Origin of the sequence: Shimia isoporae, assembly GCF_004346865.1 — a bacterium.
Classification (GTDB): Bacteria; Pseudomonadota; Alphaproteobacteria; order Rhodobacterales; family Rhodobacteraceae; genus Shimia; species Shimia isoporae.
This window is the reverse complement of the sequence record NZ_SMGR01000001.1, coordinates 836,567-862,121: the sequence shown is the minus strand read 5'-3', so window position 1 is coordinate 862,121 and position 25,555 is coordinate 836,567. Positions and strand designations below refer to the sequence as shown.

Genomic DNA, 25,555 nt, shown 5'->3' with positions numbered 1-25,555 from the left:
GCGTCTAATTTTCAACGGCGACCGCAGAGGCTTCACGGCCTGCCACGTCACTTGGAACCGATATTCTTTCAGCGCTTAAATCAGAGCTAGTTTTTTTCCGTTGCGAATGTAGCTCTCGGCGATCTTGGCGGGGTCGAATTGAATCGTTTCCACGATCTTGCGAATTTCTTTTTTTAAGTTTTCCAAGCCGGCTTGGTCTGCGGTCGCGTTGGCACGCTCCGGTAGCGACACGGGTCCTGTGTGCCCAAAATTTGAAAGGAATTCCTGTGCTCCATTCAATGTCGAAACTTCTTCGAGTGTTGTTTCCACAAACTGGATACGGGTACCAAAAAGTTGCTTGTAGTAGGCGTATCGAGCCTCCATTTCGAAGCAATACCACAGAGCCCGACCGACGGCTCCGCGCGGCAGAAAAGCCGAAGGATCAACCATCACGTTGCGGTACTGAGGCGAGAGGTACCATTGCCATTCAAGCGTGACATTGTTGAAATCGCCTCGAGCAATATAGCTACTACACTGGTCGACAATGTCGCGTCGCAGAACCACCACCTTTGTCCGTTCGGCCAAAGGATGCAAAGCAAGCGTCTCGATCAGGCCGCATTTACCCAGAGTGTGATTTGACTCGGCATATCCGCCAGAAATCGAACCAAGTTTTTTTGACCAAAAGTCCCTGACATTCCGGGTTATGCCATAGCTGTTGAATTCGCGCATTGTACGGATATCGGGCATTTCTGTCCCGAAGTCAGAGGGTAACAAAGGTTCGTGGATCGATTTCAGATCCAGATTGTCATCAAGTAAGCGCGCAAGCCACGCGGTGCCGGTGCGTCCAGCGGAAAGTGTGAAAATCACTTGTTCATCAGTGCCATCACCGACTGAAGCAACCGCCGTCACCGGCTTGCTGTACCCGAACCTTTGTAGGAGGTGCGCGCACTCGTCAGCGACGATGTCCGCAGCTTTTGGGAACGTTGCATAGGTTTCTGAGACCCCAGCACCTTTATCTGGCCGTTGGTTTGATTTGGCCCGCAAGCCGGAAAACTCTTTGCCAAGACCATCAATCTTAAGAGTTTCGATTTCAGCGGACAAATTCTCGTAACGCAGGTAATCGTCCAGTTCGACGGAACCGTCCAGCGGAGCGATGATGTCGTTCTCGCCTAGCAGCACTCTGGCTGCATCCACGAACGTTCCAAAATCCAGCCCCGTCTTGTCACCACCTTCCCACCAGTAGCGCGAAATGGCCGCGTCAAAAGGATCGCGAACGATTGTTATCTTTCGGTAGTTGTCCCAAATTTTTGCTGGGACCATGCGACGGACTTCAGCCGCCGGAATGTGATTATAGAAATTTGAATGGGTTTCGCTGCCGTCTGGCCAGACTTGTGCAGCATGGTTCTGCGCAGTTTTTCCTGTCCGGTCTTTGCGTAGGTTCTCGTCGACATTCGAAATTGGCGTGATGACGCACTCTGGCCCACAAAAGCGGGACAACGCGATCTCAAATGACGTGCCCGCCGTTTTCTTTGTTTTGATAAAGATCAGCTTCAGAGGATGACAAATAATCACTGTCTTTGCTCACTTTTCTATATGTTGATTGGTCAGGCTGGTACGCGAATATCAATCGGCCCATGGCCGTCTCGCCAGTTTTCCCAAGCCGTGCGGTACCCTGCCTCAAGATGGCGCGTGTATTCAGTGGTTTGAAAGAGCGGCGCAGTTGGCAAGTTTCTTGCCAGTTCGGCCTTAGCAGATCTAAGAGCCTTTGGATCCTGCGCCAATCGGCAGATGATTTCTTCGTATTCCGATATGTCACTTGCAACGAGGTCGTGCATGCCGACCGCCTTTGAAAGGCTTGCCCCTACTCTTGAGGCGAATTGTTTTCCAGGCAACGTCACAATCGGAAGACCTGCATACAACGCATCGCTGGCAGTGGTGTGCGCGTTCACATTGAATGTATCCAGAAACAGGTCAGCCAACCTATGTCGTGCCAAGTGTTGATCACGAGGCGCCTTTGGGGCGAAAATCACCCGACTGGCGTCAATACCGCGCGCTTCCGCTTCACGTTGCAAGTTGGTTTTCGCGACCTCGCCGCAGTCTAACAACCACAGAACCGAATTCTTGTTCTGCGCCATCACGCGCATCCATACGTCAAACTCGCGCGGCGTGACCTTGTAGGCACTGTTAAAACAGCACAGCACAACAGCCTCTTCCGGCAAGCCAACGTCGGCGCGTGTCGGTGTATCGGCAATTTGCTGAACCCGATCATTAGGCTGATAGGCGTTCGGCAATTCGATTATCGCTTCGCTGTAACCCGCACGGTGAAAATCAGGAATGACCGTCGAATCTGCAACAATATAGTCAAAGGCGCCTGAACCCAGTGACCCAGGGTATCCGAGATAGTTGACCTGCACAGGTGCAAGTCCAGCGAAGAACAAGCCTGCGCGTGCGCTTTCTGTGTATCCTTTCAAATCGACGGCCACATCGAGCTTGTCGCGTCGGACAGCAAACACCGCTTCTTCATCGCCCAGATGCTGCAAATCAACAAAGCGGTCCACTGCGTTTTGCAAACGCGTGAAAAGCTTTCCGGGCTTGGGCGCGTTCAACCCATAGAAAATGATTTCGAAGTCAGAACGGTCATGCTTCTCCAACACGCCACAAAGTAAGGTGAGCGTCGCGTGGTCCGACAAATCTGCTGAAAAATAACCTACCCGTACCTTGTCTCGTAACCGCAGCCTTTCGAATTGCGGTCGCGCTAGATTCCATTGACGAGCAAAGTTTTTCGACCGTTTTAGTTGCTTGGCAGGGTCGTCTTCGAACACCAAGAACGCCCATGGCTGAAGGCCATCGCCCACAACGCCTAAGTTTGGGCAGAACTTTTCAAATTCGCGAAAAGCTTCCCAGTCGCAAATATTAGCTTGGGCATGGAGTTTTCCCGCGAGAGCCGCTTCGTTGTCGGAATCAATTTCCACAGCCTTGCCGTAGAATTTGGCCGCTGCATCAAGTGACTTCGCAACAAAATGTGCGTTTGCAAGACTGTGATATGCTTGGCCAAGTTGATTTCGCAGATTGGCGTAAGATGGCGTCATCTCGAATTGCGTCTCCAAAGAGGCTACGGTTTTTTCAAGTTCCGTAATCGCACGAGTATGCTCGCCGGCCTGCCTCAACGCGTCACCCAAGAGCTGTCTGGCCTTCAAGTTCTTCCCATCAACGGACAAGCAAGCCTCAAGATCCTGGACGGCCTCGTGGATTTGTCCCAGCACAAGATGGGCATTGCCCCGTGAGAGCAGGTATTTTGCGGAGGTCGGTTCCAGCGAAACCGCTTTCGAAAAAGGGGCGATCGCCTCTTCAAACCGACCTAAACGCTCCAGCACGGTTCCATAATTCGCATGACTGGAAGAAAAGTTCGGGTTGACTTCAATTGCTTGCTCAAAAGCGTGCAAGGCGCGATCATGCTGTCCAAGTTCTTCAGCAGCTGCTCCAACAAGGTTCCAAGCTTTGTCCGAACGTGGAAAGCCTTTCTTCTGGGTTTCTGAGAGCGCAAGGATGTCTGCAAAACGACCTTCACGATAAAGCCCAATCAGATTTCGCAACATGTCGCCTGAGGGTGCCCCATGGTTCCGGCGCAAGTTTGCCAACGCTTGACGCGCTTTTGCGTTTTTGGGGTAGTCCTGCAGGATTGCTTCATAGCACGCTTGCGCCTCGGCGAACTGTCCGTTTTTTTCGAAGGAACGCGCCTTGCGCAATTCCCCTGAGACTTTCACTGCCATTCTGGCCCCCAACAAGCTTCGCGGCACAATGGCCGAATCTTTGGTTCGAACTTATTGGCGACGTAGTTAATTTTTGGTGAGCCGCCTCCGCTGTTCGCTAGTTTTTGCCAAAAGAAAAGACGCCCCAAAAACACCAACGGTAGGAGATTACGAACTACGGTTCTAACCAGTACAGGCCATTTCTACGTCCCAAGATCATACGATCGCAGGCCCCGCGAGATGTCACCGCCTGCAGGAAGGACTACGCCCCCCTCAAACGGCATTTAAAATACCGTCACCAGAGATAATGCAGCCGCCCAGATATTTGATGCGAAGCCCAATTTCAGCAATGCCAATGCGATCAATGCGCAACCAAATTTGATCACACGAGGACTAGAAAGGGAGTAGATCAACCAATCGGCCTTCGGCACGGTCAATCCGAAGACCAACATAGGATGACCCGGTTTCCTCCCTGCGGGACCGATCCGCTGAATCGCAGCGGTGAGAAACTTTCCCCCACTTACTCTACAATCAGAGGAAGGGCGCGGACGATCCGATCACCTTCCGCAAAAAAGTATCGGATTTCATATTGTCCCGGAACATCAGGAGCCTGCAGTTTAACAAAATTTCCTGTGTCAGTATGTGCATATGACTGTATGTGCGGGAGCTCGTCATCGGCGATAGCTATTGCGATATAGTCCCGGTGGTTGCTCGATTTGATACCACTCCAAAGAATTGGGACATCCGCTCCGGCCTGAACTTTGTCTGGTGCAACAAGCTCCAACGGAGGATCAACAATTTCGACAGGAAAGCGATCAACAATTTCGGGCGGATCGGTGTAAGCGATGTAGCGCACTTCGTACTCTCCAGGATGTGACGGCATCCGAAGGTTCTGTTCCGCCGCGCCTTCTGTATGAAAATAGAACATGGTTTCCGGCAAGCTTGCCCCAACCTTTGCAATCGTAACTATGTCGCCAGCGTCACCGCGCCCGCTCCACCTAATCGCGACACTGCCGCCTGCTATGGCCGAAGTTGGGCCTTCGATACCCGCGCTCATCGGCGCCACAGTGATCGGTCTGGTCGCCAGCACCTCTCCTGTCCCATGGCGCACATAAACCAATTCATGGGCACCATCATTGGGCGGCGCTGGAACCGTGAGAGGATTGCCACCGATTATGTCCGCTCTGCTCAGGAAATTGCCGTCGCGGGTACCATCGAGAACGATGCCAATCCAATCCCCTTGCTCTGCGGGTCCTTGCCATTGCACGTTGAACTCCGTACCTGCCACAACCTTCTCAGGCGCGGATAAAGTCGCAGTCACCTTGTCTACTTCTGGTTCTGGCGCAACCAATGCGACCTCGCTCAAGGCCTGTGCCAACCCGCTTGCGTCATTTGCACTCCGGTAACTTCCACCGGTGTTTTCCGCCAAACACTGCAACTGTCTGCGGGTAGTTTCATTTGCGATCGCAAACCCAATGGCATGTAGCGTAAAGTCCACACCAGTTGCTTCGAGCTGCTTCCCGACCTCACATGGGTCATACCCACAAGTCTCTTCCCCATCCGAGATCAGGATCACTGTGGCTTTATCTTCGGTGTGCTTCAGCGAATTGGCAGCTTGCATAACTGCCGCTGAAAGAGGCGTTTTACCCTTTGGGCTGACCGCATTTACCGCCGCCAATATTTCCGAATGTTGGCCGCGGGCTGGTGCAACAACGCCTTCAATATCGCTGCAATCGCCTTTTCGACGGTGGCCATAGACCGTCAAACCGAGCGCCTGTGTCTCAGGTAACTGTTTCAGCAGATCGCCTACAACATCCTGCGCGATGGTTATTTTGGCCACTCCGTCTACCTGCCCCCACATCGAGCCCGACGCATCGAGCACAAGGCTTGTTTTTGTGTCTTGTGCTTGTGACTGCGACGCTAGCAATGAAGATACGAAAGCGAAGGCGCTCCAAATATCAGATGCACGCATTTTCTCTACTCCTCTACGCGGCGCCAAAACCCGGTTGCCTTTGCCGAGCAATGATCCGTGCCAAATGCGGCAACAGCTTCAGGTGGCAACACAAATGTCAATTTGGACGTGTGACTGATTGAGTCAGGTGTCAGGACCTCAATAGTCCAAAGCAACTCGCTCCTCTTGCCTCCGTGGCTCGGCATTGCCGAAAAGATGTGTTCCATGGCACGGGCTTGCCATTGCGCGTCACCCATCGCGGCCCACTCCAATGGAAACCGCGAACTCATTTCCAATTGATCCGGGTGAAAGGGAACTTGAAAAGATAACGGTTGAGGTGTGGCCACCTCTGCCGGCAAAGCCACGAGGTCTGCGGGCACCGCTTGCAACATGACATCTGGACAGCCTTCGTAAATTACCGGCGACAGATCTAACTTCCAGAGCCCGTTGGCTGGTTGAAGGCCTACCGCTTCGGGAGACACGGCCTCCAAGCCGGTTTCGATAGGCAGGCCTTTCGGCACGCAATGGTCGGGGCCTCGATAGTCATAGGTTTCGAAGGCAGTTCCCAATACCACCTGAACTGCGGTCAATTCTTCGACGGGCACCCAATACCCCTCGCCATCATGCAAAACGAGGCCATAGCCGGCCTCAGGAGGCTGTCCATATTTCTTGGACCGCGCCGCAGAAGCGGCTTCATCGGGCACCTCAAAACGCGCGCCTTCACCGTCGAGAGAAATTGTTGGTGCGAGGCAGTTCGCGATGGCGAACTCCGGAGATGTACCGAGAGCAAGCAAGAAGCAAAGTCGGGGAAATTTCATTTTTTGTCCTGAAATTCGGAGTATTAAGCATATTATGGCCTTAGCAATCGTTGTTTCTTTGGACATGACCACTTCTGGTTATGTAGACAGAATTTCAAAAGAATTTTGAAAGGCCGTTTCCGGCCGGGACACATTCATGAAGGCATTTCCCGAATTGGTTGGCTCGCTATACGAAGCAGCCGCTGACCCAGCGAAATTTGATCGACTGTTGAGACTGGCCGAAGCCGGCTTCGAGAAAGCTGAAGACCAAGTGTCGTTTTCAGCGTTGCGTACAGCTTGGGAAGCACACATTGCACGGGCAGAAGACATTCTGACCAAGTTCCCGATGGACCCGACTGATACGGAAACCAATCCTGCATTTGACTTAGAGAGAAATGGGCGCGTTGCACGGCCAAACAAGCTCGCGCAGAGGCTGATGGGATTGAAAGAAGGTGATTTGCTTTGCCAATCCTACGACGTAGAATCCAGTGTGCTGAAAGCTCTGGCCGCCTATTCTGATGGCGGCGCTGAATTCGCTCCGGCACTGCGTCTGCCGCGCGAGGACAACGGCAAGCTGGTCCACTTTGTAGTTCGCGCAATCCCATCGAATGGAACGCTTCGTCTCACTGGAGTTGAAGCTGCCTGGCATCAACAAGCTTCTCGGACCATGCAATTTCTGTATGGACTGACCCCGTCAGAAACAGAAGTTCTCGGTTTTTTGTGCGAAGGCCATTCACCCGCGGAGACGGCTGAAAAACGTCAACGATCTATTGAAACAATTCGCCAGCAAATACGCGCAATGATTGATAAGACCCATGCGCAGGGACTCAGTGGTTTGATACAGTTAGGACAGGCAACAACGTTGGGCTGTACGTTATCTCAATCCAAGAGGTTCCAAAACCAAGAGAGCGAAGTCTTTCTGAGTGATGGCCGGAGGCTCGTGTTCATCGAACAGGGTCCGAGAAATGGCCGACCAGTGGTTTTTCTTCACGGATGTCTTGGAGGGAACAGGCTGCCGAAGTCCGCCGAAAATTGCTTGTTTGAAAACAATTTGAGATGGATAGCCCCGGCCCGTCCGTGGCATGGGCGATCAGAAGGACACACTTCCTTTGCCGACAGACCAACAGCCTACAGTAACGATCTTTTTGAACTATTTGACCATTTGGATTTGTCGGACGTTTCGTTGGTGGGCTATGACGTTGGAGCGGCATTTGCTCTTTTGTCGGCCTCAAATCTGGCATCGCGTTTGGCGCAAGTTGTTTGCGTCGGACCGACTCCCCCGACACGTGGCCTGCGGGATTTCGCGGATGCCCCAATGGCACAGAGAATATTGGCAATGGCTGCTAAGACGTCGGAGCCCTTACTACGTTATCTTGCAGTCATCGGGGACCGCAAGATACGCGCCGAGGGCCCTCAATGTTTCGCTGCAACCGTGTTTGCCGATAGTACCGCCGACCTTGTCGCTTGTCAGGACGAAGAAATACTTGAGGTAATGTGGCAAGGACATCACTTTCACGTCCTTTCCGGAAATGAAGGATTCATCAACGACTGCCGACTTATTGCGTCGGATTGGTCCAAACAAATGCAGCAGCATCTTATTCCAGTGTCAGTTGTTCATGGTGGAAGAGATAAAATTGCGTCGATTCAAAGGGTCAGGAAGTTCGCCTGTGAACTTAAGGCTCCTCTCAGTATTGTGGAGAACGCCGGACACAGCCTGGCGTTCAGCCATACCAAAAACGTCCTGGACCATATTGCCGGAGGATTGGATTAGTTTTTCAGCATCTCCGCCAGCTTACGATAGGAAGCCTTTGGTGTTCGCTCGAAGGTGTCAAAATTGACATGAACAAGGCCGAACCTCTTGTCATAGCCCAGCGCCCATTCGTAGTTGTCCATCAACGACCAGAGATAGTAGCCCTGAACCGGCACCCCCTCCGCAATCACTGACTTTACCGCCTCCAAATGCGATCCAATGTAGTCGATCCGATGCGGGTCATCTACAACACCATGCACCGCAACATCATCTGCGGACATACCGTTTTCTGTGACAAAAATGGGCAAGTCGCCGGTGTATTCATCCTTTGCTCTACGCAGGAAGTTGGCCAAACCTTCAGGATAAATTTCCCACCCCATTGTTGTTTGCGGCAACTCGCCTGTGGTCTCCACGTAGCCCGGCCAAGGACTGTCGTCAGGCACCACGATCTTTCGGGTGTAGTAATTCAGTCCACACCAATCGACCGGCGCACTTATCGTAGCAAAATCATCTTGCCAATTGTTCGGCAAATGCGGCTCAAGACCTTCAAGTGCAAGCGAAGGATACTCACCCTTGAAAATGCCTGACAGGAAAAACCGATTGTAGATCGCGTCGTACCGAGCTGCAGCCAAGGCAGCTTCGGGAGAGTTGTCCGCGGGCATCGCCCACTCAAGGTTGCAAACTGCTCCCAGGTTATCCATTCCGAGGCCCCGCATGGTTTCAATCGCGCGACCGTGAGCCAGCAACACATGGTGCATAGCCCGCGCGGTTGCGCGTATGTCGCGAAGACCAGGTGCATGCAGCCCCATGAAATGGCTAAGCCAACCCACGCACCAAGGTTCGTTGATTGGTGCGGCCGACCAGACGCGATCCCCGACACGCCCCATAATGACCTCTGTGAAGTCCGCGAACCAATTGGCAATATCGCGGTTCCGCCAACCACCTAAATCAGCCAATGGCGACGGCAATTCCCAATGGTAAAGCGTTGCGGCCGGCTTCACACCGCGCTCAAGTAGGCCATCGACAAGGCGGTCGTAGAAATCGAGCCCCTCCATGTTCGGCGCGCCGCGACCTTCAGGCAACACGCGGGCCCAGCTGGTCGAAAAACGATAAACATCCACGCCCAGATTGGCGATCAGATCCAGATCTTCATCGAGACGATTGTAGTGATCGCACCCTTTGTCTCCATTTTCGGAACGCACGACATTTCCTGGCGTTTGTGCAAAGTCGTCCCAGTGGGTCCGCCCTGCTCCACCGAAGCTGTGCCCTTCGATTTGATAGCTTGACGTCGCCACGCCGAATTTGAAGCCATCCGGGTACTCCGAGCGGTTGAATGTCATGTCACAGTTCCATTGTTTTGAGCATCAAGAAAGGCAGGCGCAGGGCCGGTGGACTGCCCAACAAGCAGCGCAGCCTCCAGCATCACTTGGCGCACAGGAGCATCGGGGGTTTCAATCATATCCATCAAGACTTCGCCGACCCGTCTGCCAGCTTCGCGGACAGATGAACGGACTGCCGTGAACTCTGGCACGTCTCCTCCGTTCCGGAAGTAGGATAAGTCGTCGTCGTGCACGATCACGGATACATCTTTGCCCATGACGAGGCCGGCATCCCAAAGAGCGCGTCGCACACCAATAGCTGGAATGATGGAAGAACAAACTACTGCGGTTGGAGAATTGTCCATCTCGAAAAAGCTGCGCATTGCGTCGTATCCGAAAGCCTCGGTCATTTCGTCGTGCAACATCAGGTCCGGATCAGGTGACACACCGCGTGTGGCTAAAGCGCTGCTGTATCCTGCGGCGCGGCGAGCCGCGAAATCCATATCCGAGAAGCCGTTGAGCAAGGCGATGCGGCGATGCCCAAGATCCAAAAGAAATGAGGTGGCGCGCTCGAAAGACCGTCGATTGTTTACGTCCACAAAATTGTAGGGCAGGTCCACGTCACTGGAACGACCATGGACAATAAACGGCATGCCAAGCTCAGTCAGAAGCGGTACTCTCATGTCGTTTACTTTGGGCCCGTGAACGACCATTCCGTCAACTGTACCTCTCGCAGCCAGACGACGATAAAACCCCTCCTCATCGACATCCTCTACAACTGACAACTGAAGATCGTAGCCGTTTGCGGAATAGACTTCACCCGCACCAGCTATGAAATCGGCAAAAATCGGATTGACCATCTCGTGCTTCTTAGAGACCGGCAGGACGTGACCGATGGTCATGGTCCTGCCGGTCGCCAGGCGTTTTGCCCTCGCATTGGGCGCGTAGTTCATTTCCTTGGCGACCTGCATCACCCTCAGTCGCGTGCTCTCACTGACCTCCGGATACCCGTTTAAAGCCCGGCTGACAGTGGTCTGCGAAAGCCCCAGCTTTGCCGACAGGTCTTTCAGATTGGTTGCCAAGTCGAATCACCTCAAAGCGCTTTGAATTTCCTTCAGCAAGTTAACCTGTGAAATCCACCCCGTCAAAGGGACGCCCTGCAAAATGCTTTAAAATACAGAATATTTTGACACCCAAAGCACATACTTACCCTGAGATTGATTTATCCAAAGCGCTTTGATAAATTTCTTACATACATGAAACGGGAGGTTCTTCATGAAACCGATTCTTATGTCTGGCGCCGCAGCGCTGGCTCTCTCTGCATCTGCCGGATTGGCCGAGCAGCTCACCGTCTTTGGCCCCTGGCTTGGACCGGACCAAAAAAACGTGGAAACCGTGCTAGCGGACTTTGCCGAAAAGTCCGGACACGATGTTCGCTATGTCGGTTCGGATAGCTTTGAGCAGCAGATCATGGTCGACGCTGAAGCCGGCTCCGCGCCGAATATAGCGATTTTCCCGCAACCTGGCCTTGCCGCGGACATGGCGAAGCGCGGCTTTCTCACTCCACTCGCTGATGGCACTGGCGAGTGGGTACGCGACAATTATGCGGCAGGACAATCCTGGGTGGATTTGGGCACCTATGCGGATGCCGATGGAGATGACCAACTGTTCGGTTTCTTCTACAAAGTCGACGTAAAGTCGCTGGTTTGGTACTCGCCTGAGAATTTCGAAGACGCAGGGTACGACGTGCCCGAAACCATGGAAGATCTCAAAGCGTTGACGGATCAGATCGTCGCAGATGGCGAAACTCCGTGGTGCATCGGACTGGGTTCTGGCGGCGCAACGGGCTGGCCGGCAACCGACTGGGTCGAGGACCTGCTGCTTCGCACGCAAACACCCGACGTCTATGACGGCTGGGTTAGCAACGAAATTCCGTTCACAGATGCGCGCATCGTGGCGGCAATCGAAGAATTTGGCGCCTTCGCCGGCAACGACGACTATGTCGCTGGTGGGGCAGGTGCGGTTGCGTCAACCGACTTCCGCGACAGCCCGAAAGGAGTCTTTGACAGCCCGCCACAATGCTACATGCACAGACAGGCATCATTCATTCCGGCATTTTTCCCTGACGGGGTTGTCGTCGGTGAAGACGCAGACTTTTTCTACTTCCCGGCTTATGCGGGCAAAGATCTTGGCAAGCCGGTTCTTGGCGCAGGCACGCTTTGGGCGATTACCAACGAGAATCAGGCAGCGCACGATCTGATCGCTTATTTGCAGGACCCGAAGGCACATGAAATCTGGATGGCACTGGAAGGCTTCCTTACGCCCCATAAAGGCGTGAACCCCGAAGTTTTTGGGGACCCGACCTTGCGCAAAATGAACGACATTCTGTTAGGCGCCACGACTTTTCGCTTCGACGGTTCCGACCTGATGCCGGGTGGTGTTGGTGCGGGCTCCTTCTGGACTGGTATGGTTGACTATGCTGGCGGAAAGGACGCGGAGACAGTTGCTCAAGAAATCCAGAACAGCTGGGACGCCCTGAAGTAACCCAACAACTTTACAACGCCCTTCACCCACCGTGCGGGGCGTTGTTGCATTCGAAACCTCGGGGGAGGGTCAGCCATGCATCCGGCCATTCTAGGACTAGTGACGATTGCGCTCGGCGTTGGGGGCTGTCTCGGATATTTCTATTTTTCCAACCTGCTTCTGGACAAAGTGCTGTTTCCAGCACGCGGACCAAACGCGGGGAAAAATATCAATCGCGCCAATATGATACGGCCTTGGCTGTTCCTTTTTCCGGCGGTCTTCGCGCTTGGCCTTTATCTGGGCTACCCAGTGGTCGAAACTCTGCGGCTTTCTCTAACTGACAGGGACGCAGGGGGAACGTTCGTTGGGCTGGCCAACTACCAGCAAATGATGAACGAGCCCAAATTCTGGGAAGCCATGCGCAACAACATGCTTTGGCTGATTGTAGTGCCCGCAGCCTCTACGGCTTTTGGGCTGCTGGCCGCGCAACTCACTGACCGAATTCGCTGGGGAAACATCGCTAAATCTCTAATTTTTATGCCGATGGCGATCTCGTTCGTTGGCGCGGCCGTGATTTTCAAGCTGGTTTATGACGCCCGTCCGGCAGGCAAGGAACAGATCGGTGTACTGAATGCGATCTGGATGACTTTCGACGGGGGATGGGGCTCGATCCTGTTTCTGAAAGCCCTTCCAATAGCGCTGCTTCTCTCGATTGTGGCCTTGCTGTTTTACGTCGGTATTACGTCGGCAAAACGTCTGCGTGAAGACCGCGCCCTTGGCGGCATAGGCAAACTCGGACTTTTGGTGGTCTTGTTTGCTTGCCTCGCATTAGGGGCGATGGGTGTCATGCAAACAGCGGACATCTTTGCAGCGGATTTGCCGTATGGCACGCCCCAGACATGGTTGACCATTCCATTCTGGAACAACTTCCTGTTGATGGTGGTGCTGATCTGGATTCAGACTGGTTTCGCGATGGTGATCCTTTCCGCTGCTTTGCGCGGCATTCCCGAAGAGACCATCGAAGCAGCTATTGTGGATGGCGCCTCCCCTCTCCAGGTGTTTTTCAAGATCAAGGTTCCCCAGATCATTCCCACCATCGTCGTCGTCTGGACGACCATCACTCTGGTTGTGCTCAAGATCTTTGACATCGTCTTTGCAATGACCAACGGGCAATGGGAAACGCAGGTTTTGGCGAATTACATGTTCGACAAGCTTTTCCGCGCCAACGACTGGGGTGTTGGGTCAGCTGCAGCAATTGTCATCATGTTGCTGGTGTCGCCCATTCTGGTTTGGAACGTCGTCCAAGCCCGCAAAGAGATGCGGTGAGGAGAGAGTTCATGGACAATATCGCTGGTCGCAAATCTTCTCTGGTCTGGACGGTTCAACTCGCCACTCTCGCACTTGTCGCGCTTTGGCTGTTTCCGACAGTTGGACTTTTGGTCTCATCGTTTAGGACCGCAGATCAGATTTCCAGTTCAGGCTGGTGGAAATCGCTGACGGCATCCGAGCAGGTGATCCAACTCCGCACCGGCGGCAAGGATGCCGCGCGTGAGGAAAACGGACTTTGGATCGTTAAGGGAAACCTCCTCACCGAAGGGGATACGCCTCCTGGCTCGGATGTGGAAATCACCCGTTTTGGCGTGTCGTCCAAAGCGGTAGATGCTTTCGAGATTGGCGACGAAGCCGTATTCTCCAAAGACAGCAAGACATTCACCCTGCTAAAGGACGGCAGCTATCGCCTGACATCCACCAAAGAGCTTAAGTCACGCGGTCAGAGGGTCTTTGTCACCGCCGTACTGCCGCCGGAGTTTACCCTAAAGAACTACGAGCAGGTACTGCTGAGCGGAGACACTACCGACAGTATGGCCAAAGCGTTTTTCAACACGCTGACCGTGACCATTCCGGCGACGATCATACCGATCGTTATTGCGGCCTTTGCGGCCTATGCCTTGGCCTGGATGGAATTCCCCGGTCGATCATTGCTGATCGCGGCGGTCGTTGCGCTGCTGGTTGTCCCCTTGCAGCTGGCCCTTATCCCGCTTCTCAAACTTCATCTCGGTATCGGGATTGGTAAGGGATATCTCGGTGTTTGGCTGGCACACACCGGATTTGGCCTTCCATTGGCGATCTACTTGCTGCGCAACTATATGGCCGGCTTGCCTCGGGACATTATCGAAAATGCGAAGGTGGATGGCGCCACCGACTTTCAGGTCTTTACCAAGATCGTGTTGCCATTGTCCTTCCCTGCCCTCGCCAGCTTTGCGATCTTTCAATTTTTGTGGACATGGAACGACCTGTTGGTGGCGAAGGTCTTCCTGATCGATGCCACCGGAGAAACAACTGTGATGACCAACCAGATTGTCGAGCTGCTTGGCACGCGCGGCGGCAATTGGGAAATTCTCGCGACGGCGGCGTTTGTGTCTATCGCCGTTCCGTTGGCTGTCTTCTTTGCGATGCAACGCTACCTCGTGCGCGGCCTTTTGGCCGGCTCGGTGAAATAACGACTGAATTGAGACCTTAGATGACCCTTCAGGACCCGAAAATGACCCAGAAATCCGCTTTGATCAAAGACCCTGACTGGTGGCGTGGCGCGGTGATTTACCAGATCTACCCGCGCTCCTTTCAGGACAGCAACGGCGACGGTATCGGCGACATTGCCGGGATCATTCAACGCCTTGATCACGTGGAGAAGCTCGGCGTGGACGCGATCTGGTTAAGCCCGTTTTTCACCTCTCCGATGCTCGATTTCGGTTACGACGTGAGCGACTACCGCGACGTTGATCCGATGTTTGGCACCCTCGAGGATTTTGACGACCTGATTGCAGCGGCTCATTCCCGGGGGATCAAAATCATCATTGACCTTGTGCTGAGCCATACCAGCGACCAGCACCCTTGGTTTGTTGAGAGCCGCGCGGACCGCGAAAACGTCAAAGCTGACTGGTATGTCTGGGCAGACGCAAAGCCGGATGGAACGCCGCCCAACAACTGGCTGTCGATTTTTGGCGGTTCGTCTTGGGAGTGGGATGGACAGCGGATGCAGTATTATCTGCATAATTTCCTGATCGAACAGCCGGACCTGAATTTCCACAACGCCGAGGTGCGGCAGGAATTGTTGGATGTGGCACGCTTTTGGCTGGATCGCGGCGTGGACGGATTTCGGCTGGACACTGTGAACTTCTACTATTGTGACGCTCAGTTGCGGGACAATCCTGCCCTACCCGATACGGCACGCAACGATAGCATCGCGCCTGCCGTGAACCCTTACAACTTTCAGGAACACCTCTACGACAAGAACCAGCCGGAAAATCTCGAATTCCTAAGGGAGCTCCGCGACCTGCTGAATTCCTACGATGCTATCACAACGGTTGGTGAAGTTGGGGATGCCCAGCGCGGCAGCGAAATTCAAGCCACCTATACCGGCGGCGGTGATAAATTGCATATGGCCTATGACTTCGCGCTGCTGGCCAATGCATATCCAACCGGAACCCGGATTGCAGAGGTTATGAAAACGTCAGAAAGCTTCGGTCAGGACAGCTGGGGGTGCTGGGCTTACTCTAACCACGATGTGGAGAGGCACGGCTCTCGCTGGCGCCTATCTGATGAGGCCAAGCGTGTCTATGCGGCTTTGTTGATGTGCCTGCGCGGGTCTGTATGTCTTTATCAGGGGGAAGAACTTGGCCTCGAAGAAGCAGAGGTTCCGTTCGAGGCTCTGCAAGATCCCTATGGCAAGAGGTTCTGGCCAAAATTCAAAGGGCGCGATGGCTGCAGAACCCCTATGGTCTGGCAAAGCGATAATCGGAATGGTGGGTTTTCAACTGCAACGCCCTGGCTGCCAGTATCGGCTGACCACTTGAACAAGTCTGTTTCATCACAACAGGAAGATGCGACTTCGATGTTGGCGTTTTATCAGGCCATGATCGCCTTTCGCAAAACACAGACACCACTGCTCAAGGGGCACTATGCGCCAGTTTCGGCGGATGACGCGCATATTGCCTTCGAGCGCGAACATGACGGGCACCGCATATTGTGTGTTTTCAACCTGTCTGATGCGCCGATCAGCGTGCCGCTGCCAAGTGGAGAGTGGACTTGGAATGGAACCGCGCCATTTGAGGATGTTCGCAATGGCGAAACGGTGTCTCTCGGACCATGGCAGGCCGCGTTTGCCAACGAAAAAGGAGCTTTGTGATGGCTGAACTTTCCCTGAAACAGGTGTCCAAATCCTATGGCGAAGTGAATGTTCTTGGAGACATCAATCTGGAAATCGACAAAGGGGAATTGATCGTCTTTGTCGGCCCTTCAGGCTGTGGCAAGTCCACCTTGTTGCGGATGGTTGCCGGACTTGAAAAGATTTCGGGTGGTACGCTCGAGATCGATGGAACTGTGGTTAACGACGTCCCGCCCAGCGAACGTGGCATAGCAATGGTGTTTCAGTCTTACGCACTGTATCCGCACCTGACCGTGCGAGAGAACATGGCCTTTGCGCTCAAGATTGCAAAAATGGCGCCCGCCGAAATCGAAGAACGTGTTGAAAAGGCTGCAAGGACCCTTCAGCTTCACAACCTTCTGGATCGCTTGCCCAAAGAACTCTCTGGAGGGCAGCGGCAGCGTGTGGCCATAGGGCGCTCTATTGTGCGTGACCCTAAGGTGTACCTGTTTGACGAACCGCTTTCCAATCTGGACGCCGCGCTCCGCGTCGCCACCAGGATCGAGATTGCCCAACTCAAGGAAAGCATGCCAGACAGCACGATGATCTATGTCACCCATGATCAGGTCGAGGCCATGACTCTTGCAAGCCGGATCGTGGTGCTTGCGGGAGGCGGGATAGCTCAGGTTGGTACCCCTCTGGAACTATACGAACGACCCGAGAACGAGTTTGTCGCACAGTTTATTGGCTCACCGTCGATGAACCTTTTGTCCGGAAAAATTGTCGAAACAGGCAAGCAAACACGGGTCGAGTTGGATGCTGGCGGGCAAGCAGTTTCCGATGTTCCAAGCGTGACAGATGATTTGGGCCGCACCGTCAATATCGGCGTTCGACCGGAGGATCTGACGGTAACAGATGGACCGGCTATATACCGAGGCGAAGTCGCCTACACCGAAGCTCTTGGCGAGGTCACCCTGCTCTACTTCAAGCCCGATGCAAACGGGGGAACTGTCATTGGCAAGCTGCCCGGTGTGCACAAGGGTTTAAAGGGTGAGTCGGTGGCGTTGACCGCGCCTGCAGCCAAGGTTCATATCTTCGCAGACACACAATCCCTGCTGTATCGCGACCAGCCAATCAAACATATCACAGCGGGCACACACTAAACCGCGCAACCCACTCAAACCAATAATAAATTATGAAAGAAGGTCCGCGCCGGAGCAGCTGTCTGTTCGGGTGACCTTGAATAGACGATGCCTGTCGAACTGGAACAAAAGTAGGTCAAAAGGGGAACCTGTTAACGGTTCGTTATTTCCCTTGCCGCACCATTGCCGGAAATTTGTTTGTTTCAAAGGTTTTTGGTTATGGCGCAAAACAGCCCCCAGCCCGGTGCGAAAAAGATTGTCGGCACATCTGGCGATGACACAATCGTTGCCACCGACGGCGACGTCGATTCTATCAATGGAAACGCTGGCAACGACACGCTGGAAAGCGGCGACGGGAATGACCTTGTGGCCGGCGACATGGTCGGCAATGAGTGGGTCTTTGTTGACGGCAAGTGGGTCTACAATCCGGACCTGATCGATACCACAAGCCCTGCCATAACCCGCAACTACAACGACATTATCACGGCGGGAAGCGGAGACGACGTTCTGCTTGGCAACGGCGGAAACGATATCCTGAGCGCCGGTGCTGGCGACGACACTGTCAATGCCGGCACGGGGCGAGACAAGGCGTATGGCGGCGAAGGCAATGACATTCTGAACCTCGAAAGCGGAGATGATACCGGCGCGGGCGGCATCGGCGCAGACACGATCAATGCCGGGTCCGGAAACGACCTCGTGTACGGAGACTTATCAAACGGAAACATGCTCGGCGGAGAGATGGAAGGGGGGGCAACGTTCGCCCAACACGCTGGAAACGGCGCCTGGAGTGTTGCGGACCACAATGGAGTTTCGGAGATCAGCCAGAAACTGTCCACGAAACTGGGTGAAACATACTCAATGAGCTTTGACGTTGCCGCCAATCTTGCCGGAGGATCTACGTCGGGCAATGTCGAAGTACTTTGGAATGGAGATGTGGTTTGCGTGATGCAGCCTTTGTCTGGAGCGTATGAAACAGTCACATTCGATATTGAGGGCACTGGTGGTGAAGGCACGCTAACGTTTCGCGAATTGCCCCCACCGCAAGACGGGCCTGTGATTGATATGAGCGGACCCATTTTCAGTTATGCCAAAGAGATGGACTTTGGTGGAAACAGCGTCGAGGTTGCCGCCTTTGCTCCGGGACAAAGCAAGCTTTATCAGGTGATCGACGGCCAACTGAACGTGTTTGACCCGCAGTCGGAACAATACGAAGTGGCGGGTGATCCGACAGGCCTGCGTATCAACGCCATCGGGTTCAATACCGAAGACGACCTAATCTACGGTATCGCCAAGGCCAATGGCACTGACACCCTGGGAAATGTGGTTTCGGTCCGGGACCTTGTGATGCTTGACGCGAATGGAGAAGCCTACCGGATTGGCGAAACACCCGTTGGTGACTACGTTGGAGACTTTGACAGCGACGGCAATCTCTGGACGTTCCAGTCCAGCCTCAACCGCGTCACCAAAATTGACGTCAATGCACTGGATGCAAACGGCAATCCGGAAGCAACCAATTTTGATCTGCCCGATAGCCTGTTCAAAGGCCGCAGCTATGACATCGCCTACAACGCCGCAGAAGACGCGTTTTTTGCCGTGGAAAGTCCGGGTACGAACGGCGGCAACGGTACCGTGCACCGGATCGACCTCAGGGGCGTTGAAAATGGCGGGCCTCCGGCGATCACTTCGGTTCCTATTACTGGAACTCTTTATGATGACGGTATGACCGCGGGAATGCCCAAAGGCGCGTATGGTGCGGTCTTTCTGGATGGCGACGGCAATCTCTACTTTGGCTTGAACAAGGGGGATCACGATCTCGACGGATCCACCGAAGCCACTGGCGGCATTTTTAAAGTACACATCGACTGGACCGAAGAAGCGGCCTACAGCGAACTCATGGCGGAGGCGCAAGCCACAGGCAGCAACGATGGGGCCGTGGACCCGCGCGCGCCTGACCCCTTTTCCGAGGTAGACCCAAGCGGCAGCGTTCTAATACGAAACCCGACGTTGGAGCCAACCTCTGGAGGAAACGACAAACTCCGTGGAGCTGAGGGAAATGACACCATGCACGGTGGTGGCGGCGACGACACTCTGCACGGCGGTGCTGATGACGATGTGTTGCATGGAGACGCGGGGGCCGACCGGATTTTTGGCGGATCTGGAGATGATATGGCAGCTGGAGGCTCCGGAAACGACAGGCTGATCGGATCGCGTGGCAACGATCATCTTTCCGGCGGTTCTGGCCGAGACTATTTGCACGGCGGGTCCGAGGAGGACAGCCTGGATGGCGGCGCCGGAAACGACAAACTTGTGGGCGGGGTCGGGTCTGACACGATCTCAGGAGGCGCCGGAAACGACCATTTGTGGGGAGGCAACTGGTGGAAGGACGGCAGTACAGACACATTTGTCACAGCTGCCGGCGGCGGCAGCGACATGATCCATGATTTCGAAAGCGAGAAGGATGTCATTGACCTGACGGCATACGGCCTCGAGTTTGCTGACCTTGAAAACCATATTCAGGATCAGGGCTGGGCCACGATTATTGACCTGAGCGCGCTAACGGGCGGCGAGGTCAATGACAAACTGATTTTGAAATCGGTTTCTCCGGACGATCTGGACGAAAGCAACTTCCTGCTCTGAGGAGTGCGACATGCCGAATGCTGCCATAGGGCAACTCAGGCGGCTGATCGTTCCGCTGTTTTGTCTCAGCTTGATCACCAATCTCGCAATTTTGGTGAACCCCATTTTCATGATGCAGGTTTTGGACCGCGTGGTTCCAACCGGTAATTTGAACACGCTTGCGATGCTGCTCATTGTGGGTGTGGGGGCGCTGGCCTTGCAGGCAAGCGTCGAGTTCATACGCGACTTGTGCTTTCAGCGCGCGGCGCTCTGGATCGAACAGAGCACCATTCCGGCAGTCATGAACACCCCGGCTGAGGAAAGACAGTCTTTGATTGCAGACCGGACTGTATTAACCGAAGCACTGGCGGGCGGAACTTGCGCGACAGCTTTGACGCTGCCCTGGATTCCCTTGTTTCTCCTTGTCCTTTGGATCATCCACCCATTGTTTCTACTACTGGCACTCGCGCTGACAACTTTTGCGGCGGTGATCAAATTCGCCGGGGAAAGCCTTGCCGGAGGCAACGCACAGGCCCGTTCATCGCTGCGGCAAGAGGAGGTCGAAACTCTTCGAGATGCCGATGACGTTGTGTGTGGATCGGGTATGCCCGCCGTTTTCCGAAACTTCTGGGAAAGATGGGCAACACTCTCAAACAGTCGTATCCACTCTCTTGGCGAAACGCTCGCGGCCTCAGTCGCGACGACCGCTTCAGCTGGCTTTTTGCGCGGTGTGACCCAGCTTTTGGGACTGAGCCTAGGGGCCGCATTGGTCGTTTCGGCCGAGTTGACAGCTGGCGGCATGATTGCCGCGAGCCTCATACTGGCGCGCACCGTCGCAAACGCCGAAATGGCCGTGAAAGCCTGGCCGGAACTGCGTGCGGTACGGACCGCGTTTGATCGGCTGTCATTGCCTCGGGACCATCAATCCGACATCAGGACCGAGATTGCTGAACTCGACGGTCGCCTTTCATGCAGCGGGCTTATTTTTCCGCGAGGTGGAGGCGCGCCTCCGCGCCTTGATCGGGTAAGTTTCAAACTCACACCAGGACAGTGCCTCGCCATCGTCGGACCAAGCGGTGGCGGCAAGACCACTCTATTGGAAGCCCTGAGCGGAGTGGCCCACTGCCCTATTGGCTCGGTTCTATTGGATGAAACCGACATCAAGACGCTGCCCATCGAAAGTCTGGGAAAACACGTCGGGTATTTGCCGCAGCAAGCGAAACTGTTCAGGGGCACGCTTGCCGAAAACATCAGTGGCTTCGCTGTCAACGTGGATGGTAAACGCGTGGTTGCCGCAGCAAAAACCGCCGGTGTGCATGGGCTCATAAGTGCGCTTCCCGAAAGTTATGACACGGACATAGGCGCACATCCTCATGTGCTGTCGGCAGGTCAAAAACAGCGAGTCGCGCTGGCGCGCGCGATTTTCAGCCAGCCTAGATACCTTTTTTTGGATGAACCCAATGCTTTGCTGGACGCCGCCGGCGAACGTCAGCTTTGCGCTGCTCTCGCGCGCCTCAAAGGCTTGGAAACGACCATCGTCATGAACATTCACCGGTCGGGCCTCATGGGGCTCGCCGACCAAGTCCTCGCGCTGGAAAAAGGTCGGATTGCCGATATTGGACCGCGCAACGAGGTGCTTGAGCGCATGAACAGTGGACACCGGCGTATCGAGTTGCCACTGGCCAAAACCGCGTTGCAGGATCTGACCGACTGGGTAGGCGCTCAGTTCACACGCAGCAGTGACGCGGAATTCGCACGCAAAGCCGAGGTTTTGGCCCGCGAATTATTCAATCTCGCGCTTCTGGAAAAGGATGCGGATGATGTCTGCGCTGCCAGTTTTCAATTTCGCTTTCTGAGTGACGCAACCTGTGAAGTTAGCCTGATCCAAGATGCTCCGACGCAGGCTCGTTCCAAAATGAAGGGCGTCACGAAGCTCCTGTCGCGATCGGAGTTCGACCTTGCGCAACTTGCGGAAGACGAAGCCGCAATGGCCACCATTTCCCAAATGAGCGACACATTCGACATCCAGTCGCAAGACGGGACATCCGTATTTCGGGCCGCGTTGTCCGGGCCAAAGCGCAGGGTGAACGGAGGTGCATCGCATTGACTGAAAACGGAGCCTCACAACAAGCCGATACTCAGCCTGCGCAATTGCCTCGCGCAATCCTCCGCCCCCTTATTTGGGGGGGATGGGCAATTCTGATTTCAGCTTGTTGTTTTTGCCTCTGGGCAATTTTTGCTCCCTTATCGACGTCGATCTACGCGATGGGACACTTGAACGCGCCACTTCCGAATTTTGATATTCAACACCCCGTTGGCGGAGACATCCAAGAAGTCCTTATCAAAGAACACGAACCAGTTGTCGCCGGGCAAGTTCTTGTGCGCATGGACGTCACCAACGAGAGAGCGCAACACGCAGAACTCGAAGGCAGTTTGCAATCCCTCATTGCGGAGCGTGCTGCGATTCAATGGGCGCTTTCCTTCACACCGACGGCTGTTCAAACGCCCTATTCAGGCCTGAAAGAAGAGCTGTCTACTGCCGCGCAATCCACGGCACAAAACTCATCTCATATGGCCCGAATTTCCAACATGCTTGGGGCGCTTAGGCTGCACAAGGATGTCATGACGCAAACCGCCGACGCTATGCTGGTGCGGGCACAGGGGCTTGAACACGGCCTGCAGGCTCGGTTGCAGCAACGCAGGTCTATGCAGGCGCGTTTCGACAAATTCCGGCAATTGGTCGCGACAGGGGCTTTCCGCGCGTCGGACAACGACACTCTGCTTGAAGCGATCCTCGATCTGGACTCAAGCATTCGTTCCCAAGAGGCCGAGGTGGCCGCAATCAAGTTACAAGCTGCGCAAACGGAGCTACAAATTCATTCAGAGGAGCTTGAACTGCGCCAAAAACTTCTGGACCGGCAAAGCCAGATCGCGACAACGATTCCTCGCCTACGGATGCGGCTTTTGCGGCTAGAGGCAGTCTTGCAACATGCGGAATTGCGCGCGCCAGCAAACGGAACGATCGCGCAACTTCATTATGACACCGAAGCCATGTATGTGCCGCGTGGCGAGACGGTGCTCACTCTGACGCGACATACGAAAGCGCATCATGTTGCCTTCGTCGTGCCACCGCACGCCATAGACCAGGTTCGGGTCGGAATGGCGGGAAAGCTCAAAGTGTCCAGCCTGCCTCAACGCAATCACCCGGAGATACGGGTCGAAATAGCGTCCATTTCGCCCGAGGCACAACGCGATGCTGAAGAGACTGTTTTGGGCTATGACGGGATAGCGCAGATCAACCGGGCTGACCTGCAAAACCTGCGTAAACAAATGGGGGACGAACTGTCTTTATCGATCGATATGCCCGTGACGCTAATTTTCACAGGACGCCAGACGACTTTTGCCGACTATCTGATTGGACCATTTTGGGACTTTCTGGCCAAGGCGCTTCAGGACTGATTGCGAAACAATGTTCGGTGGTTTTCTCTTGGCGAACCGGAAAATCTGACGGACAGTGGAGGTTGCCGCTGATACTCAACGGGTGAAAACAGCCGATGTTAGAAATGGATTCCGGAAGAGATTCCCAACCCGAAGGCCTCGCGTCTTGTTCAGGCCTTTTGCGGCCCGCTGCAAACCTCTTTGAGGCTGACTACGGCTCCACGCGGACACACCTCAAGGCGATGCATTTCCAGCCGCCCCCGGTCTGAACTGGTTCTTCTTTCTGATAAACCACTCATTTCGGAGGCTTTATGGCTCAACAACCCAATATCGTGGTAATTATGGCCGACCAACTGGCGCCGCATTTTACAGGCGCATACGGTCACCGCACCGCAAAAACCCCACACCTAGACGCGCTTGCAGAACGAGGCATGCGTTTTGACGCCGCTTATTGCAATTCGCCGCTTTGCGCACCGTCTCGATTTTCCTTCATGTCCGGCCAGTTGATCAGCCGGATTGCAGCCTATGACAATGCGTCGGAGTTCCGAGCTTCGGTCCCGACATTTGCGCATTATCTCAAAGCGCTCGGCTATCGTACGTGTCTTTCCGGAAAAATGCACTTTGTTGGTCCCGATCAAAAGCATGGCTTCGAGGATCGCGTGACCACTGACATCTACCCTGCAGACTTTGCTTGGACGCCGGATTGGGAGGCGCACGACGAGCGGATCGACAAATGGTATCACAACATGCAAACCGTAAAGGAAAGTGGAGTCGCGCAGGCCACCTATCAGATCGACTATGACGACGAAGTAGGATTTGCCGCCAAACGCTGGCTGTTTGACGAGGCCCGCCGACGCGGCGCCGGAGATGATCGCCCATTCGCGCTTGTGGCCAGTTTTATCCATCCGCACGATCCCTACGTTGCGCGGCCCGAATGGTGGAATCTGTATTCGAATGAAGATGTGGACTTACCTGCCTTTGTGCCACCGATCGAAGAACAAGATGCATTTTCAAGACGTCTGATGGACGGCATTGAAGCCAGCTACATTCCCCTTTCCGATGAAGAACTGATCAGAGCGCGTCGCGCATACCTGGCCAATGTCAGCTACTTCGACAGCAAGATCGGGGAACTTGTTCAAACGCTTGAAGACATAGGAGAACTGGAAAACACCGTGGTGATCGTCACAGCCGATCATGGTGATATGCTTGGTGAACGTGGGCTCTGGTACAAGATGAATTTCTTTGAACACTCCGCGCGGGTTCCATTGGTGATGGCTGGACCGGGCATCAAAACCGGCACCGCCTCCAATGCCTGTTCGCTGGTGGATATGCTGCCCACACTGATCGACATTGGCGGCGGGGATTTGAAGATGGTCGGCGAACCTGTGGACGGGCGCAGCCTCATGCGATTGGCCCGCGCCGAGGACGATCCGATTGACGAGGCTATCGGTGAATACTGTGCTGAAATGACGCCCTATCCTGTGGTGATGATCCGGCGCGGATCTTTGAAATATGTGCATTGCGACATAGACCCACCGCAGTTGTTTGACGTCGTTTCAGACCCTCTTGAAACCACCAACCTCGCCAAAGACCCAGCCTATGCTGAAGCGGCTTCTGGATTCGCCGACGAAGTGAAAGAGCGTTGGGATGGCGAAGCTCTTCGAGCCAGGGTTATCGCCACTCAAAAGTCGCGACGAGCGTTGCATGCAGCTATGGAAGCTGGCGCCGGAGAGCATTGGGACTACAACCCGCCGTCAGACGCTTCACAGCAATATGTTCGCAATCACATGGACTGGGCAGAAGCCAATAATTTCTATCGCTTTCCGAGAGTCGAAGACGGTTCATCTTGAACGGATCGGGAGCGTGAACTGCTGTTGTTTTATCTGGAGGTCGGCTGGCGCCTTTGGCGTCCGGCCAGCCATCCCGATGACCTCAAGAGCCAGTTTTTCGAGCTAGACCTTACCGGAAGGTTTTGCCAGCCGCACGCTGACACAACACCGTTTGAGGAAATGGTCAGCGTGATGTGAGCGATCCCTTCTCCATCTCCATCCGACGCGTGGCAAACGAACCGCGTGCGAACGGCCGCCCCCATTTTCTGAGCAAGCTGGTCCGCTTTCTGTCTGATAAGGAGGCCGTTTTTCGCGTCC

16 protein-coding genes are annotated in these 25,555 nt (G+C 54.4%); 10 read left to right on the top strand and 6 right to left on the bottom strand.

The window, feature by feature from the left end; genetic code table 11:
* Window positions 1-75: 75 nt before the first annotated feature.
* The 4 genes from BXY66_RS04210 to BXY66_RS04195 all read right to left on the bottom strand — a co-directional run bounded on the left by BXY66_RS04210 (window position 76) and on the right by BXY66_RS04195 (window position 6,497).
* Complete coding sequence (locus BXY66_RS04210; protein WP_132858918.1) at window positions 76-1,551, bottom strand: sulfotransferase family 2 domain-containing protein; 1,476 nt, start codon at window positions 1,549-1,551, stop codon at window positions 76-78.
* A 32-nt stretch (window positions 1,552-1,583) separates the two neighbouring features.
* Window positions 1,584-3,749, bottom strand: a complete 2,166-nt coding sequence (locus tag BXY66_RS04205) for an O-linked N-acetylglucosamine transferase, SPINDLY family protein (protein WP_132858917.1) — start codon at window positions 3,747-3,749, stop codon at window positions 1,584-1,586.
* Between the two features lie 499 nt (window positions 3,750-4,248).
* Window positions 4,249-5,700, bottom strand: a complete 1,452-nt coding sequence (locus BXY66_RS04200; protein WP_132858916.1) for a vWA domain-containing protein — start codon at window positions 5,698-5,700, stop codon at window positions 4,249-4,251.
* Window positions 5,701-5,705: 5 nt separating this feature from the next.
* Window positions 5,706-6,497 carry a hypothetical protein gene (locus BXY66_RS04195; RefSeq protein ID WP_132858915.1) on the bottom strand — a complete coding sequence of 264 codons (792 nt, stop codon included), beginning with the start codon at window positions 6,495-6,497 and terminating at the stop codon, window positions 5,706-5,708.
* A 136-nt stretch (window positions 6,498-6,633) separates the two neighbouring features.
* Between BXY66_RS04195 and BXY66_RS04190 the strand changes: the two genes are divergently transcribed.
* On the top strand, window positions 6,634-8,247 hold the full coding sequence (locus BXY66_RS04190) for a bifunctional helix-turn-helix transcriptional regulator/alpha/beta hydrolase (RefSeq protein ID WP_132858914.1): 1,614 nt from the start codon (window positions 6,634-6,636) through the stop codon (window positions 8,245-8,247).
* On the opposite strand, the gene BXY66_RS04185 is transcribed toward BXY66_RS04190, so the two are convergent.
* Both BXY66_RS04185 and BXY66_RS04180 read right to left on the bottom strand, forming a co-directional pair.
* Window positions 8,244-9,566: a GH1 family beta-glucosidase gene (locus BXY66_RS04185; RefSeq protein WP_132858913.1), complete on the bottom strand. Its 1,323-nt coding sequence runs from the start codon at window positions 9,564-9,566 to the stop codon at window positions 8,244-8,246. The genes BXY66_RS04190 and BXY66_RS04185 overlap by 4 nt on opposite strands.
* Window positions 9,563-10,627 (bottom strand): LacI family DNA-binding transcriptional regulator, encoded by a 1,065-nt coding sequence (locus BXY66_RS04180; RefSeq protein ID WP_132858912.1) that lies wholly within the window; start codon window positions 10,625-10,627, stop codon window positions 9,563-9,565. Before BXY66_RS04180 ends, BXY66_RS04185 begins: the two co-directional genes overlap by 4 nt.
* A 193-nt stretch (window positions 10,628-10,820) precedes the next feature.
* Between BXY66_RS04180 and BXY66_RS04175 the strand changes: the two genes are divergently transcribed.
* From BXY66_RS04175 to betC, 9 genes are all read left to right on the top strand, one after another.
* Window positions 10,821-12,089, top strand: coding sequence for an ABC transporter substrate-binding protein (locus tag BXY66_RS04175; RefSeq protein ID WP_132858911.1), 1,269 nt, complete (start codon window positions 10,821-10,823; stop codon window positions 12,087-12,089).
* 75 nt (window positions 12,090-12,164) lie between these two features.
* The gene (locus BXY66_RS04170) at window positions 12,165-13,394 is read left to right on the top strand and encodes a carbohydrate ABC transporter permease (RefSeq protein WP_132858910.1); all 1,230 of its coding nucleotides are present in this window, start codon (window positions 12,165-12,167) and stop codon (window positions 13,392-13,394) included.
* Between the two features lie 11 nt (window positions 13,395-13,405).
* Window positions 13,406-14,569 (top strand): carbohydrate ABC transporter permease, encoded by a 1,164-nt coding sequence (locus BXY66_RS04165; protein ID WP_132858909.1) that lies wholly within the window; start codon window positions 13,406-13,408, stop codon window positions 14,567-14,569.
* A gap of 41 nt (window positions 14,570-14,610) precedes the next feature.
* The gene (locus BXY66_RS04160; RefSeq protein WP_132858908.1) at window positions 14,611-16,254 is read left to right on the top strand and encodes an alpha-glucosidase family protein; all 1,644 of its coding nucleotides are present in this window, start codon (window positions 14,611-14,613) and stop codon (window positions 16,252-16,254) included.
* On the top strand, window positions 16,254-17,375 hold the full coding sequence (locus BXY66_RS04155; RefSeq protein ID WP_132858907.1) for an ABC transporter ATP-binding protein: 1,122 nt from the start codon (window positions 16,254-16,256) through the stop codon (window positions 17,373-17,375). The genes BXY66_RS04160 and BXY66_RS04155 overlap by 1 nt, the downstream gene beginning before the upstream one ends.
* 198 nt (window positions 17,376-17,573) lie before the next feature.
* Window positions 17,574-19,991, top strand: a complete 2,418-nt coding sequence (locus BXY66_RS04150) for a calcium-binding protein (RefSeq protein WP_132858906.1) — start codon at window positions 17,574-17,576, stop codon at window positions 19,989-19,991.
* A gap of 10 nt (window positions 19,992-20,001) precedes the next feature.
* The gene (locus BXY66_RS04145) at window positions 20,002-22,077 is read left to right on the top strand and encodes an ATP-binding cassette domain-containing protein (RefSeq protein ID WP_132858905.1); all 2,076 of its coding nucleotides are present in this window, start codon (window positions 20,002-20,004) and stop codon (window positions 22,075-22,077) included.
* A 158-nt stretch (window positions 22,078-22,235) separates the two neighbouring features.
* Window positions 22,236-23,429, top strand: coding sequence for a beta-barrel domain-containing protein (locus BXY66_RS04140; protein WP_132858904.1), 1,194 nt, complete (start codon window positions 22,236-22,238; stop codon window positions 23,427-23,429).
* Between the two features lie 290 nt (window positions 23,430-23,719).
* Window positions 23,720-25,258: a choline-sulfatase gene (betC, locus tag BXY66_RS04135; RefSeq protein WP_132858903.1), complete on the top strand. Its 1,539-nt coding sequence runs from the start codon at window positions 23,720-23,722 to the stop codon at window positions 25,256-25,258.
* Window positions 25,259-25,555 lie beyond the last annotated feature (297 nt).

What these genes read in the sequence shown, in the direction of transcription:
- BXY66_RS04205 (WP_132858917.1), bottom strand. Translation starts at nt 3,749, where the DNA reads ATGGCAGTGAAAGTCTCAGGGGAATTGCGCAAGGCGCGTTCCTTCGAA.
- BXY66_RS04200 (WP_132858916.1), bottom strand. Translation starts at nt 5,700, where the DNA reads ATGCGTGCATCTGATATTTGGAGCGCCTTCGCTTTCGTATCTTCATTG.
- BXY66_RS04195 (WP_132858915.1), bottom strand. Translation starts at nt 6,497, where the DNA reads ATGAAATTTCCCCGACTTTGCTTCTTGCTTGCTCTCGGTACATCTCCG.
- BXY66_RS04190 (WP_132858914.1), top strand. Translation starts at nt 6,634, where the DNA reads ATGAAGGCATTTCCCGAATTGGTTGGCTCGCTATACGAAGCAGCCGCT.
- BXY66_RS04185 (WP_132858913.1), bottom strand. Translation starts at nt 9,566, where the DNA reads ATGACATTCAACCGCTCGGAGTACCCGGATGGCTTCAAATTCGGCGTG.
- BXY66_RS04175 (WP_132858911.1), top strand. Translation starts at nt 10,821, where the DNA reads ATGAAACCGATTCTTATGTCTGGCGCCGCAGCGCTGGCTCTCTCTGCA.
- BXY66_RS04170 (WP_132858910.1), top strand. Translation starts at nt 12,165, where the DNA reads ATGCATCCGGCCATTCTAGGACTAGTGACGATTGCGCTCGGCGTTGGG.
- BXY66_RS04165 (WP_132858909.1), top strand. Translation starts at nt 13,406, where the DNA reads ATGGACAATATCGCTGGTCGCAAATCTTCTCTGGTCTGGACGGTTCAA.
- BXY66_RS04160 (WP_132858908.1), top strand. Translation starts at nt 14,611, where the DNA reads ATGACCCAGAAATCCGCTTTGATCAAAGACCCTGACTGGTGGCGTGGC.
- BXY66_RS04155 (WP_132858907.1), top strand. Translation starts at nt 16,254, where the DNA reads ATGGCTGAACTTTCCCTGAAACAGGTGTCCAAATCCTATGGCGAAGTG.
- BXY66_RS04150 (WP_132858906.1), top strand. Translation starts at nt 17,574, where the DNA reads ATGGCGCAAAACAGCCCCCAGCCCGGTGCGAAAAAGATTGTCGGCACA.
- BXY66_RS04145 (WP_132858905.1), top strand. Translation starts at nt 20,002, where the DNA reads ATGCCGAATGCTGCCATAGGGCAACTCAGGCGGCTGATCGTTCCGCTG.
- BXY66_RS04140 (WP_132858904.1), top strand. Translation starts at nt 22,236, where the DNA reads ATGGGACACTTGAACGCGCCACTTCCGAATTTTGATATTCAACACCCC.
- betC (WP_132858903.1), top strand. Translation starts at nt 23,720, where the DNA reads ATGGCTCAACAACCCAATATCGTGGTAATTATGGCCGACCAACTGGCG.